This window comes from Aliivibrio sp. S10_S31 (assembly GCF_014694495.1).
Classification (GTDB): Bacteria; Pseudomonadota; Gammaproteobacteria; order Enterobacterales; family Vibrionaceae; genus Aliivibrio; species Aliivibrio fischeri.
This window is the reverse complement of the sequence record NZ_JAAUWR010000007.1, coordinates 66,053-78,897: the sequence shown is the minus strand read 5'-3', so window position 1 is coordinate 78,897 and position 12,845 is coordinate 66,053. Positions and strand designations below refer to the sequence as shown.

Below are 12,845 nucleotides of genomic sequence, written 5' to 3'. Positions count from 1 at the left end.
ACAAATGCTGCTATACTCCCCCTAAATTTGAAAAGCTGGTTTTTGTGCCAGCTTTTTTCTGTCTCATTGATCAATAATTGGAATGTACTGTGCTAACGACTGCTAACATCACAATGCAATTTGGCGATAAGCCACTTTTTGAAAATATTTCTGTTAAGTTTGGTAACGGTAACCGTTACGGTTTAATCGGCGCGAATGGCTGTGGTAAATCTACCTTTATGAAAATCTTGGGTGGAGAGTTGGAGCAATCAGCTGGTACAGTATCAACTGACCCTAATGAGCGTATGGCTAAATTAGGTCAAGATCAGTTCGCATTTGAAGAATACACAGTAATTGACACTGTTATCATGGGTCATAAAGAACTGTGGAAAATCAAAGAAGAACGCGACCGTATCTATTCTTTACCAGAAATGTCTGATGAAGATGGTATGCGTGTTGGTGATTTAGAAACTGAATTCGCTGAAATGGATGGCTACTCTGCTGAAGCTCGTGCAGGTGAACTTCTATTAGGTTTAGGTCTTCCTGAATCACAACACTTCGGTTTAATGAGTGAAGTTGCTCCTGGTCTTAAAGTTCGTGTTCTTTTAGCACAAGTTCTATTCGCAGAACCAGATATCATGCTTCTTGACGAACCAACGAACAACTTGGACATGCACACTATTGCGTGGTTAGAAGATATTCTTCTTGCTCGTAACTGTACAATGATCATCATCTCGCACGACCGTCATTTCTTAAACTCAGTATGTACGCACATGGCTGACTTAGATTACGGTGAACTTTGCTTGTTCCCAGGTAACTACGATGAGTACATGACAGCAGCAGAACAAGCTCGTGAACAACTTCAAGCAGATAATGCGAAGAAGAAAGCACAAATTGCTGACTTACAAACGTTCGTAAGCCGTTTCTCTGCAAACGCATCAAAAGCGAAACAAGCAACCTCTCGTCAAAAACAACTGGATAAAATTCAATTAACTGAGATCAAAGCATCAAGCCGTCAATCTCCATTTATCCGTTTTGACCAAGAGAAACCACTTTTCCGTAATGCGTTAGAAGTGGAAGGTTTAAAACAAGGTTACGGCGAAAACATTTTAATCAACGGTGTAAATCTAATGGTTGAAGTGGGTGAGCGTATCGCGATCATCGGTGAGAATGGTATCGGTAAATCAACGTTCTTAAATACGTTAGCTGGTGCAATGGAACCAATGTCAGGCATGATCAAATGGTCTGAAAACAACAATATTGGTTTCTATGCTCAAGATCACGGTCACGACTTTGCAGAAGATCTAAACCTATTAGATTGGATGGGTCAGTGGAAACAAGAAGGCGATGACGAACAAGTGGTTCGTGGCATTCTTGGTCGTATGCTTTTCTCTCAAAACGACATTAAGAAATCAGTTAAAGTGATTTCTGGTGGTGAGCAAGGTCGTATGTTATTTGGTAAGCTGATCATGCAAAAGCCAAACATCCTTCTTATGGATGAACCAACAAACCACATGGATATGGAATCAATTGAAGCATTGAACTTGGCTCTAGAGAACTACAAAGGTACATTAATGTTTGTATCTCATGACCGTCAGTTCGTATCTTCAATTGCAACACGCATCATCGAAATCACAAAAGATGGCGTGAACGATTTCCACGGTACATACGAAGAATACCTAAAGAAACAAGGTCTTAAAGGTTAATTCCTGATTTTCCTTTAATCAAATTAAATGGAAGCGACTCATCGCTTCCATTTTTTTTGTTTTAAATTCGGCATTATAGAAAAATACTCACTTCTCGATTAAATCCGCTCGAAATCACACTTAATTTTCGTTTTATCAAAAATTCATTGAAGTAGATCTACATTACAATTTTTACATCTTGAAGTTAAACTCCATAATGTTATCTTTTGGAGCATAACTTCATAATAATTTATTTAGTGAAATAAAAATCAGATTGTTTATTGGTTGGGTCTATTTGTTAACTGGAGATAAAAATGGAAAACATATTTTCAATGCTACAAAGGATTGGTCGAGCATTTATGCTACCAATAGCAGTGTTGCCGATGGCTGGTATTTTACTGGGAGTCGGTGGGGCGTTTACCAGTGGACCACTGATTGATACATATAATCTAACTTTTTTACAGCCCGGTACTGTGGCTAACCAATTTTTGATTCTTTGTTTCAAAGCCGGTTTGTTTGTTTTTATGAATTTACCGCTCTTATTTGCTGTTGGTGTTGCAATCGGAATGGCAAACAAAAACAAAGAAACGGCTGCAATTTCTGCGGTGATTGGTTTTCTATTATTTCACACTGTTATTGGAACAATATTAGGTTTTCAAGGATTAACGCCTGAAACGACAACGGTTGATGGGTTAATTGCTTCGGGATATGACCCAGTAGAAGCAGTAGGCCTGTCATCTCTTTATACGCATGAACTAGGAATGTTTACCTTACAAACAGGGGTGTTTGGTGGGATCATCTGTGGTTTATTAGCAGCATATTTAACGAATAAATACTCAAATAAACAGTTACCAGATTATCTGGCATTCTTTAGTGGAAACCGTTTAGTTCCAGTAATGACAATGCTTTACTTTATTCCTCTGGCGTTTTTGTTTCCGATTATTTGGCCAACTATTTTTAAAAGCATTGTGGCAGCGGGCGAGGCATTCTCCGCTATGGGATACATAGGTACATTCTTTTATGGTTCTGGAATGCGTATTCTTAATGTATTTGGCTTACATCACGCTATTTATCCTCTATTTTGGTATACCGAATTAGGTGGAGTGCAGGAAGTTGCTGGGCAAATGGTTTCTGGGGGGCAGAAAATATTCTTTGCACAGCTTGCTGATCCAACAGTAACGCATTTCAGCTCTGAAGCAACTCGAACAATGACGGGTGGCTTTTTACCTATGATGTTTGGTTTGCCTGCTGCAGCTTTTGCTATGTATCGTTGTGCCGATGACAAAAATAAAAAGATGGTTAAAGGCATTTTAATTTCGGCAGCGCTAACGTCGTTTTTAACCGGTATTACTGAGCCATTAGAGTTTACCTTCTTATTTGTTGCTCCTGCATTGTATGCGATTCATGCAGTACTTGAGGGGTTATCTTACATGTTAATGCACATGCTAGATGTGGCGGTAGGTATTACCTTCTCAAGAGGCCTGATTGATTTTACCTTCTTTGGTCTATTACAAGGTACAGAGAAAACGGATTATCAGTGGATCCTGATTTTAGGACCAATTTATTCAGTGGTTTATTACTTTATCTTTAGTTTTATGATCCGTAAGTTCAATTATTCAACTCCAGGGCGAAATGATGCAGATAATAAACTGCAAACAAGAGACAGCTATAAAAAGAATAAATCATCAGAGTTAATTGACGATATCGTGAAGGAACTCGGAGGCATTAACAATATTGAGAGTCTTGACGCATGTATTACTCGTTTGAGAGTCACAGTAAAAGAGACGGATATTGTCGCTTCTGATGAGGTATGGCGATCATTGCAAGCAAAAGGGGTGATCCGCTCTGGTAATGGCGTTCAAATCATTTACGGCACACAAGCGGAGATATATAAGAATCAGATCCTCGATAAGTATAATTTGTAACTGTATTATTTGATTCACTTTTAAAGCGGAAGATCCAATAGGGTCTTCCGTTTTTTTGTTTTTAAGTGTTTATTTGTTATTAGGTTAACTAAGAGTTTTATCGCATTGCTTCACTGCATCACGTTACTTTGTTGGGCTGTACCTGATACCATTGCTTAATTGTATTTATTACTGATTAATAAAGAATTTGATTATGATGAAAAAAGCATTGTTGTTGATAGCAATAACCCACACGGTAGTCGCGAACGCGAGTGATTTAAGCTCGGCTCAAGCAATTCAAAATAAAACAAATACCGAAGCTTCTCAAAGCCAAACGCGTATCAATAAGAGTGCGGATAATACACTGTCATATCAAGCTGATATTGAACAACTAGAAGATGAGTTAAAAAATTTAGATGTTTATCGTAAGCATTTAACCGCGTTAGTTGATGATCAGCATCGTGAATTAAAGAACATTAATCAACAAATTTCAGACATTGAGCAAACAAGACAAGGTGTTGTGCCTTTGATGTATAAAATGATCGATGGCTTGAAAAATACGGTTAAAAATGACAAGCCACTTCGTGCAGAACAACGTTATCAGCGTATTGAAAAGTTAGAAACAATGATGACCATTGCGAATGTGAGCGATGCTGAGAAATATCGTCGTATTTTAGAGGCGTATCAAATCGAGCTAGATTATGGAACCAAGCTTGGAGTTTATCAGGGAGAAATTTCTTTTGATAATGGTAAGAAAATTCAAGCAAATATCCTTTATTTAGGCCGCATATCCTTAATTGCGCGTAACTTTAACCAAGATAAATATTGGACTTGGGATCAGAAAGCAAAAGCGTGGATCTTATTAGATTCCTCGTTGAATTCTGAGTTAGATAAAGCTTATGCGGTAGCAAATAAAGAAATCGCCCCAAGTTTGCTTACTTTACCTGTATCACTAAATATTGCGGAGAAGAAATAAAATGAATTATGTAGTAAAACTTCTTTGCATCGGTTTATTAAGTCTTTCGTTTACTGCGAGTGCTCAAAGTGAGTTAACAAAGACTGCACAGACCTATAATAAAGAACAAGCAACACATAATGCTCAAAGAGAGTCTGGTTTTAAATTAACAGAGAAAGAATACTTAGCTCAAAAGAAAGCGCTAGAAGAGCGTAAACGCAAGGTTCAAAATCAAATCGATATGCTAGCTAAAACTTTCAGTAAAAACGAAGGTGAATTAGCTAAACAAGAAGAAAAACTACGCTTAGATACAGGGAGCTTAGGTGAGCTATTTGGCGTGGTTAGACAAGCGGCAAAAGAATTAGAAAGTGAAAACCAAACCAGTGTTACTGGAGCGGATAGCACGCAATATTCACAGGCGGTCACAAGCATCGTTGCTGCAAAAACATTACCTACGTTACATCAGTTAACGGATCTATGGCTAAGTATGGATGAGCAGATCCAAGCAAGTGCTGAATTAAAAGAATCAGAGGTAAAGGTGATTGATGGAGAAGGGAATATCGCTCCACAATTAGCGTACCGTATTGGTTCTATTGGCTTAATCTCTGAGCAAGGTTATTTACATTGGGATGGTAAACGTCAAGATGCCACTTATTACAGTAAGCAACCTGAAAATGGACCTACACTAAACTCTCTATCTGAACTGTCAGAAGGTAATGTCGAGACGATGATTGTCGATCCTTCAAGAGGTTTTATGCTAGATCAATTGGCACTAACACCTAGTTTATTTGAGAGATTACAAGCTGGTGGTGTCGTTGGTCAGATTATTCTTGCCTTACTTGCTATCGGCTTAATTATTGCGATATTTAGAGGAAGTAAACTTGCTCTTGTACAGCAGCAAATCAAAAAGCAGTTAAAGACACCCGAAACCCCTACAGATAACCCATTAGGACGAATTTTATCTGTTTATGATGAAGAAAAGCATCGTAATGTAGAGTCTCTTGAATTACGACTGTTAGAAGCGATAGTCGATGAACAGCAAGGACTTGAAAAAGGTCTTTCAATGCTCAAACTACTTGCTGCACTAGCACCGATGTTAGGGCTATTAGGAACCGTAACAGGCATGATTGAAACTTTCCAAGTGATTACTCAGTTTGGTAATGGCGATCCTAAAGTGATGGCTGGGGGAATATCCATGGCACTTGTTACTACCGTTCTTGGTTTAGTCGCAGCAATGCCGTTACTATTTGCACACAATATCTTAAGTACTCAAGCTGAAAATGTTCGTAGTATTTTAGAAAAACAAGGTATTGGTTTAGTGGCGATTCAAGCTGAAAAACAACAAGCAAAATCGACTGCAGGAAATGAGAGCTAATGGCAGTGTCATGGCTACATAATTGGCTTGATACCTTAATGCAGTTTATGGAGCAGGGTGGACACATTCTGTGGTGGCTTGCTGCTGTTGTCATTGTATGTTGGTTGTTTGTCGTTGAGCGGGTAATTTACTTGTTTTTTTACTTTCCAAAGCGACGTCAATTATGGATCTCGCAATGGCATCAACGTGAAGAGCATGATTCTTGGCATGCCCATGCAATTCGAGATAGTTGGCTAAGTCAAGCGCATATAGAACTTAATCAGCATTTGAATTTTATTAAATGGTTAGTGTCAATTTGCCCAATGCTTGGGTTATTAGGCACAGTAACAGGAATGATCTCCGTGTTTGATGTGATGGCAACATTAGGCAGTAGTCAGCCTAAGCTAATGGCATCGGGTATTTCTTTAGCGACATTACCTACAATGGCTGGAATGGTTGCAGCACTAGCTGGTCTATTTGTTCATGCTCGACTTTCAAAGACCTGCCGTTTACGTGAATTAAAACTTGAAAAATCATTAAGGAGTCCGAAATGAGACTCGGAAGACGTGATACAAAAACAGAAGAAGCACAAATCGATCTTACTTCCATGTTAGATATCGTATTTATTATGTTGATCTTTTTCATTGTAACCAGTTCGTTTGTACGTGAATCAGGGGTTGAGGTAAATCGACCAGAAGCATCGAATGTGGTTAGCCAGAAAGACGCAGGCATATTTGTTGCGATTAATTCATCAAATGACATTTATATCGATAAGAGAATAGTAGATGTAGAGCGTGTGCAAGCCACTCTTGAGCATTTGCTATTAGAGCAACCTGAAGCCTCATTAGTGATTCAAGCTGACGAACATGCTTATAACGGAACGGTTGTAAAAGTAATGGATGCTGCAAAAGGTGCTGGTGTTAAGCAAATCGCATTAGCAGCGGAGAAGCGATAATGTTTAGGTTATTAATGGCGTTGCCAATTGCTGTTGCCATTAGTATCGCTTTGTTTTCTTTAATGGCATGGATGGTTGATAACGGTAATCAAGCAAAGCCAGAGGCAAGTGAACAGTTAAGCTTTACCATGATGATGGTTGAACCGGAAAGTGAGATACAGCGTCGCCAACGTTCTGTACCAGAGCAGCCTAAACCATTAGAGCAGCCGCCAGAAGCAAAGCTTTCACAGTCTCAATCTGAAGTTTCTTCAGTGATGCCTGTGACACCAATGTCTTCATCTGGCTTAGATACCGCAATAAATGGCTTAAAAATTAGCGCACCAACATTTGGAAGTTTTAAAACAAATCAACAAGCGATGCCTTTGTATCGGGTTGAGCCTAAATATCCAAGCCGTGCTTTAAAACGACGTATTGAAGGCTATGTGATTATGTCATTCTCTATTGATGAGACAGGGAAGCCATTTGCGATTTCTGTACAAGAAGCAAAGCCAAAACGACTATTTGATCGTGATGCGATGCGTGCGTTAAAACAGTGGAAATATCAGCCTAAGTTGGTCGAAGGAAAAGCGATTATTCAGCAAAACCAAACCGTAAGATTGGAGTTTAAATTAGCCGAATGATGAAGAAATTAGTACTAATGAGCATGTTAGTTGCGTGGGCTGTAAATGTACATTCGACGGAATTAAGCAAATATACAGCCAATAAAGTGCAAAGAGCACAAAGCTTACAACAGCAAGAAAAGTTAAATGAAGCAATAGAAGTGCTTAGTGGTGTCAATACATCGAAAGCTTATGATAGAGCGTTTGTTGCTCGTATGCTTGGTGTTTTTTATTGGGAAAATAATCAAAAATCGTTAGCGATAAAAAAGTTAGATTACGCGGTATCCAGTGGCGAGCTAAAAGATACCCAAGCATGGGTAACGGAGAGAATGCTCGCTGATCTTTTGTTAATGGATCAACAATATAAAAAAGCGCTCCTTCATTATTATCAGTTAGTTAAATCGATTCCTAAGAATGAAAAAGGAAATGAACTTTGGCTTAGAATAGCTCAAATTCATTATCAACTCTCGGAATTCAGCTCTACACTAAAAGCCATTCAGCGATATGAATCTTATCGCCAACCAGATTCGTTAACGCCTTTATCACTAAAATTTGGCTCTCAAGTTCAACTAAAACAATGGAAATCTGTGATCCCAACTTTAGAGCGACTCATTGTACTTGAACCAGAAAAATTGACATGGTGGCGTCAACTTGTGACTGCACATTTACAGTTACATCAAACAAAACAAGCATTAAGTGTTTTGGTATTAGCAGATAGAAAAGGCTTACCCTTACCTGAGCAAGATATTATGTTATTAGCTCAGCTATATGCAAAGCAAGGTATTCCAGAGCAAGCTGCTATTACGTTGAAGCGTTTATCAAAAGCAAATACAGATGTTGATTTATTGGTTGAGCAAGCCGTGTATTGGCAACAAGCAAAAGAATGGCAGCAATCAATTCTTTATTGGGGGAAAGCGGCTAAAGTCTCTCCACGATATTATTGGCAAGAAGCTCAGTTATTGCTTCAACAAAAAGAGTACCAATTGGCTTTGCTTTCATTAGCTAAGGTGAAGGATCCTAAGAAAAAACAAGCGGTTTTACTTGCACAAGCAAAAGCATACTATAAGTTGAATCGTATCGAAGAAAGCTTAATTAAGGCGAAAAAAGCCAATGATATTACCAGTACAAATGAAACAAAAGGCTGGGTTAATTATCTATCAAATCTAAGAAAAGTGAGTGAAGATTCTTAGCATATAAAGTTAAGTTTAAGCCAGGAAAGTGCTAATACACTTTCCCGATTAATTTATTTAAACCATTAATTTTTTAAATTCTTCAATCGGAGCTCTTCCTCTAAGCGCCAAGAAGTCTAAAAATTGTTTAGGAGTATGGGTAATCACTTTATCCAGTGGAAAATCAACATCATTAATAAGTTGTTCAACTTTACTAAATTTACCAATGTCCTCACAAAAGTGCGCATCACTGCCCGTTGTTACGTATGCACCTAGTCTTTTTGCTACTTTAGCTATTTCATAACAGCGATCAATACTTCCAATTCTAGTCTCACCTTTTAGTGAGGTGTTATTTAGCTCTATAGCAACATTATATTCTGCAGCACAAGCAATAACAGCCTCAAAATCGAAATCAAAATTTGGATTTCCTAAATGCCCCAGAGCATCCACTCGATTTGAACATATTACTTTGATCAATGCTTGAGTGTGTACTAGGCTATCTTTAGATGGAAATACAGGCTCATGGAAGCTAGCAATGACCCAATCGAGATGAGAGTCAACCGAAGGTGGTATATCGATTTCACCATCATTGCAAATATTCGCTTCACAGCCACGAACGATCGCAACGTTATGTATAAATCTAGGAAGAACACGTTGGTTATTAAAAAACCAGTAATGGGGTGCGCCAGGCATGGAAGAGGTATGGTCGGTTGTACAGAACATAGGTAGACCGAGTTGCGATGCAGCAAATGCATTTTCTATTATTGTACTGTATGCGTGGCCACTAGCATAAGTATGGGTGTGTGTATCTACTTGAATGCGCATTTGTTTCCTCCATATAACAATAGTGCGATCAGTTTAACTTATTTTTGCAACTTTTATCTTTTACATTTGTCTGACAATGTGTAGGAAAAAGGGAACTACTATCAATATTGTCAATGATTAATAAAAAATGAATGGAAATATTTATGAATTATCAAGAAAGCGTAAAGATTGAATTGAATAGTTTAAGTATACAACAACTGCGCAATCTTCAGTCAATGGTAAGTCAAAAACTGAAAGAAAAAACGGCAGATAGTGAACGAGTAGATAATGCAATTCTTACTGATGAAGAATTGGATATGCTAGCTCTAGTGATGAAGAACTAGCATCGATTTGTATTATTGAGTGTAAATCAAACTTAGCTCATGAATAACCATACTGAAACACCAATCATCAAGCTACCGGCAATTCTATTCATGATTTTGACGTTATTTGATTGTCCAAGAACACGCTTTAACCCTTTCCCGCCAACCGCATAAAGTGTCATACACAGAAATTCACACATCAAGATAATTGAGACCAAAGCCAGTAATTGTGGTGCAATTGCATGATTGCCATCAATAAACGGTGGTAATAAAGATATCATAAATGCCCAACCTTTCGGATTTGCAATCGCTGTAACAAACCCCTGAACAACTAAATCCCAATCTTTACCTTTCACGACTTCGGTTTGCTCACCTGACATGGCGAGTTTCCCCTTAGAGCGCCACATTTGTATACCTATATAGGCTAGATAACTCGCTCCAATGGCTTTAAAAATTGTAAATAACCACGGATAATTCAGCATAATTGCAGCAACGCCTAATACGGCAGATACAGCAACAAGTGCTACACCAATCAGTTCTCCAATCATCATCCAAAGTGTACGTTTATATCCAATACTCATTCCAAGGCTAAGTGCTAAGGTCATACACATACCTGGAGTTACAGACACAAAAAAGAAAGTGGGGATGAACGCCCAAAGAATTGCCGTATTCATTTACTTACAACTTAATCAACAAAGATAGAGGCACAGAGTACGGAATTTATAATCTAATGCAATACATCCTTCTGGTTAATAATGTGATGTAAGTTCAACTTAATTTAGTTTTTAGATATTTAATGAATAATTGAGTTCTTGTGTGCTCATAATCTAAAGCATGGTAATACGCATTTACTCTAGTATGGTCGGCCGTAATGTCTGGAAGAATAGGAACTAATGCACCAGATTGAAGATCATCTATAACCATTTGCTGGCTGGTTAATAATATCCCCATACCTCGCTTTGCTGCATGAAATAATGCTTCAGGGTTGGTGGTTGCGAAGTTACCACGTAACGTCACTCTTTTATTGTTAGCTAACTTAATTTCCCTTATTGGTCGTTCACCCCAAATGAGCATATTGTGCTTCTTTAGTTCATTAATGTTATTTGGTATCCCATATTTATCGAGATAATCTTTAGAAGCGAAAAAACCAGAGTGATGCTCAAATAAATGCGTAGCTTTGTAGCTAAACGTATTGAGTTGCTCTAACTCACGGCTGATAAACACATCTACATTATGCTCAGGAACTTGTCCTGGAAGAGTCGTAATTAGTTGAACTTTGATTTTTGGATAAGTGGCTAAGAATTCATCAAGATATTTAATGATAAATTTGGATCCAACTGCAAGTGTTGCGCCGATCTTTAATAGTCCTGCAGGAGTTTGGTTTATGGCACGTGTTTCATCAACTAGGTGTTGCCATTGATCTAACTGTAACCTTGCTCGTTGATAAAAAAGTAGACCAGCTTCTGTTTGATGAACAGAACGTGTGGTTCGTGTTAAGAGTTGAACTCCAACACGCTCTTCAAGCCAATTAATACGTTTACTAATTGCTGAACCCGAAGTATTTAGTTGGTAGGCCGCTGCATTAAAACTGCCTTCTTCAACGACTTTGATATAGCTTTTAACGCTCTCAATCCAATCCATAATTCAGTCCTGTTAGGAATTAATGTGATTCCTATATAGTCTATTATCATTTATATAGGGTCAATGTAAACTAACATTATGAATATAAATAATACAGATACATTGTCGCCAAGCCGATTAAATAAAACACCTTTGCTTTTAGCTATGATGATCATCGCTACGGGGCAAGTCGGTGTAAGTATCTACTTGCCTTCTTTGCCACTTATTAGCCAAGAACTGGGTATATCTTCTGCTGATGTTCAGTTACTTGTGACTTTATTTTTGGTCGGGTTTGGTGGCTCACAGCTATTTTATGGCCCATTATCTGATGCGTTAGGAAGACGTCCTATTTTTATATTGGGTCAGGGTGTGTATTTAGTTGGCACCTTGCTTTGCTTCACAATGACCGATAATTTTACGGCATTAGTCTTAGGTCGCTTATTACAAGGGTTGGGTGCTGGTAGTGCATCTGTATTAGGGCGGAGTGTTTTACGAGATAGTTATAGTGGTTACCACCTAACTAAAGCCATGTCTTACATATCGATTACTGCATCCATTTTACCTATTCTTGCTCCTGTTATTGGAGGATGGATTGCATGGCACTTTAGTTGGCAATGGGTTTTTGGCTTTGTACTTATTTATCTAATTTCAATATTAGTAATCGGTTATTTTATTTTGCCTGAAACGTTACCTTATGCGCCTCAAAAGTTCAGTATTACTCAGACGTTACGAGATTACGCTGCATTAATTAGAAACCCTCAAATTATCTCTAGTGCGGGATTAAATTGGGTAAGTTATCTCGCAAGTTTGGTTTCCGTTTCGCTTTTGCCATTTTTACTACAAGACGGCTTTGGATTAACCGCAGCAGAATATGGTCAAACCATGATCATCCCATCTGCTGGGCTTATGATGGGAAGCTTTTTGCTTAATAGTTTAAATAAACGATGGTCGATTAATCAATTAATGAGCTTAGCGTTAGTGATTATGACTATCTCAGGTTTATGGTTACTTTTCGCTTCAACGTCCATTTTTTCACTGGTTTTTGCGTTTACTTTACTTGCAATAGCACAAGGGATCAGCTTTCCATTATCAATCAATTTATTACTTGCCCCCCATACACATAAAGTAGGAACTATCTCCGCGTTATCAGGCTCAGTTCAAATGTGTCTTTCAGGTCTTTTAGGAGGATATTTAGTAAAAAACTGGGTAACGGACCAAGTAAATTTAGGCATATTTTATTTAGTGATAACAATAAGTATGTTATTGGTCTTATTGTGGAATAAGCAGACTCAGCTAAAATAAATACCTTTTAAATTATAATGTTAGCGTTAATTTAGTGAAGGATGTTGTTATTTTATCTTTAGGTTGGCTCTTATTGGTGTTAATGACTAAATAAATTAATGATATTGAATTTATATCTTGATTTTATATATTTGAGTGAATGAAATAACTGTTTAGTTTGATTTATCAGGATTTCTGCGTAAATAATAAAGTGTAA

General features: G+C 37.9%; 13 protein-coding genes. 10 read left to right on the top strand and 3 right to left on the bottom strand.

Annotated elements, in window-relative coordinates:
• Nucleotides 1-89: 89 nt before the first annotated feature.
• From HC728_RS08060 to HC728_RS08025, 8 genes are all read left to right on the top strand, one after another.
• Nucleotides 90-1,685: an ABC-F family ATPase gene (locus HC728_RS08060; protein WP_005423173.1), complete on the top strand. Its 1,596-nt coding sequence runs from the start codon at nt 90-92 to the stop codon at nt 1,683-1,685.
• A gap of 293 nt (nt 1,686-1,978) precedes the next feature.
• On the top strand, nt 1,979-3,589 hold the full coding sequence (locus tag HC728_RS08055; protein WP_065624275.1) for a PTS transporter subunit EIIC: 1,611 nt from the start codon (nt 1,979-1,981) through the stop codon (nt 3,587-3,589).
• A gap of 193 nt (nt 3,590-3,782) precedes the next feature.
• On the top strand, nt 3,783-4,544 hold the full coding sequence (locus tag HC728_RS08050; protein WP_017018802.1) for a DUF3450 domain-containing protein: 762 nt from the start codon (nt 3,783-3,785) through the stop codon (nt 4,542-4,544).
• A gap of 1 nt (nt 4,545) precedes the next feature.
• Nucleotides 4,546-5,898 (top strand): MotA/TolQ/ExbB proton channel family protein, encoded by a 1,353-nt coding sequence (locus tag HC728_RS08045; protein WP_017018801.1) that lies wholly within the window; start codon nt 4,546-4,548, stop codon nt 5,896-5,898.
• Nucleotides 5,898-6,431 carry a MotA/TolQ/ExbB proton channel family protein gene (locus HC728_RS08040; RefSeq protein WP_190395279.1) on the top strand — a complete coding sequence of 178 codons (534 nt, stop codon included), beginning with the start codon at nt 5,898-5,900 and terminating at the stop codon, nt 6,429-6,431. Before HC728_RS08045 ends, HC728_RS08040 begins: the two co-directional genes overlap by 1 nt.
• Nucleotides 6,428-6,832, top strand: coding sequence for a biopolymer transporter ExbD (locus HC728_RS08035; RefSeq protein WP_065622572.1), 405 nt, complete (start codon nt 6,428-6,430; stop codon nt 6,830-6,832). The genes HC728_RS08040 and HC728_RS08035 overlap by 4 nt, the downstream gene beginning before the upstream one ends.
• Nucleotides 6,832-7,452, top strand: coding sequence for an energy transducer TonB (locus HC728_RS08030; RefSeq protein WP_011263602.1), 621 nt, complete (start codon nt 6,832-6,834; stop codon nt 7,450-7,452). Before HC728_RS08035 ends, HC728_RS08030 begins: the two co-directional genes overlap by 1 nt.
• A complete protein-coding gene (locus HC728_RS08025) occupies nt 7,449-8,621 on the top strand; it encodes a lipopolysaccharide assembly protein LapB (RefSeq protein WP_190395278.1) in 1,173 nt (390 codons plus the stop codon). The genes HC728_RS08030 and HC728_RS08025 overlap by 4 nt, the downstream gene beginning before the upstream one ends.
• A gap of 57 nt (nt 8,622-8,678) precedes the next feature.
• On the opposite strand, the gene HC728_RS08020 is transcribed toward HC728_RS08025, so the two are convergent.
• On the bottom strand, nt 8,679-9,425 hold the full coding sequence (locus HC728_RS08020; RefSeq protein WP_190395277.1) for a phosphatase: 747 nt from the start codon (nt 9,423-9,425) through the stop codon (nt 8,679-8,681).
• 143 nt (nt 9,426-9,568) lie between these two features.
• Here HC728_RS08020 and HC728_RS08015 point away from each other — a divergent pair, with 143 nt between their 5' ends.
• Nucleotides 9,569-9,748 carry a hypothetical protein gene (locus tag HC728_RS08015; protein WP_017018794.1) on the top strand — a complete coding sequence of 60 codons (180 nt, stop codon included), beginning with the start codon at nt 9,569-9,571 and terminating at the stop codon, nt 9,746-9,748.
• A gap of 32 nt (nt 9,749-9,780) precedes the next feature.
• Here HC728_RS08015 and HC728_RS08010 read toward each other — a convergent pair whose 3' ends face one another.
• A complete protein-coding gene (locus tag HC728_RS08010) occupies nt 9,781-10,401 on the bottom strand; it encodes a LysE family translocator (RefSeq protein ID WP_005423161.1) in 621 nt (206 codons plus the stop codon).
• A 94-nt stretch (nt 10,402-10,495) separates the two neighbouring features.
• Nucleotides 10,496-11,368, bottom strand: coding sequence for a LysR family transcriptional regulator (locus tag HC728_RS08005; RefSeq protein WP_065596895.1), 873 nt, complete (start codon nt 11,366-11,368; stop codon nt 10,496-10,498).
• A gap of 78 nt (nt 11,369-11,446) precedes the next feature.
• On the opposite strand from HC728_RS08005, the gene HC728_RS08000 reads away from it, so the two are divergent.
• Nucleotides 11,447-12,649 carry a multidrug effflux MFS transporter gene (locus HC728_RS08000; RefSeq protein WP_065622574.1) on the top strand — a complete coding sequence of 401 codons (1,203 nt, stop codon included), beginning with the start codon at nt 11,447-11,449 and terminating at the stop codon, nt 12,647-12,649.
• Nucleotides 12,650-12,845 lie beyond the last annotated feature (196 nt).

Bases quoted from the DNA above. Each gene is read 5' to 3' on its own strand.
- HC728_RS08025 (WP_190395278.1), top strand. From the start codon at position 7,449: ATGATGAAGAAATTAGTACTAATGAGCATGTTAGTTGCGTGGGCTGTA.
- HC728_RS08050 (WP_017018802.1), top strand. From the start codon at position 3,783: ATGATGAAAAAAGCATTGTTGTTGATAGCAATAACCCACACGGTAGTC.
- HC728_RS08040 (WP_190395279.1), top strand. From the start codon at position 5,898: ATGGCAGTGTCATGGCTACATAATTGGCTTGATACCTTAATGCAGTTT.
- HC728_RS08055 (WP_065624275.1), top strand. From the start codon at position 1,979: ATGGAAAACATATTTTCAATGCTACAAAGGATTGGTCGAGCATTTATG.
- HC728_RS08000 (WP_065622574.1), top strand. From the start codon at position 11,447: ATGAATATAAATAATACAGATACATTGTCGCCAAGCCGATTAAATAAA.
- HC728_RS08045 (WP_017018801.1), top strand. From the start codon at position 4,546: ATGAATTATGTAGTAAAACTTCTTTGCATCGGTTTATTAAGTCTTTCG.
- HC728_RS08015 (WP_017018794.1), top strand. From the start codon at position 9,569: ATGAATTATCAAGAAAGCGTAAAGATTGAATTGAATAGTTTAAGTATA.
- HC728_RS08010 (WP_005423161.1), bottom strand. From the start codon at position 10,401: ATGAATACGGCAATTCTTTGGGCGTTCATCCCCACTTTCTTTTTTGTG.
- HC728_RS08030 (WP_011263602.1), top strand. From the start codon at position 6,832: ATGTTTAGGTTATTAATGGCGTTGCCAATTGCTGTTGCCATTAGTATC.
- HC728_RS08020 (WP_190395277.1), bottom strand. From the start codon at position 9,425: ATGCGCATTCAAGTAGATACACACACCCATACTTATGCTAGTGGCCAC.
- HC728_RS08005 (WP_065596895.1), bottom strand. From the start codon at position 11,368: ATGGATTGGATTGAGAGCGTTAAAAGCTATATCAAAGTCGTTGAAGAA.
- HC728_RS08035 (WP_065622572.1), top strand. From the start codon at position 6,428: ATGAGACTCGGAAGACGTGATACAAAAACAGAAGAAGCACAAATCGAT.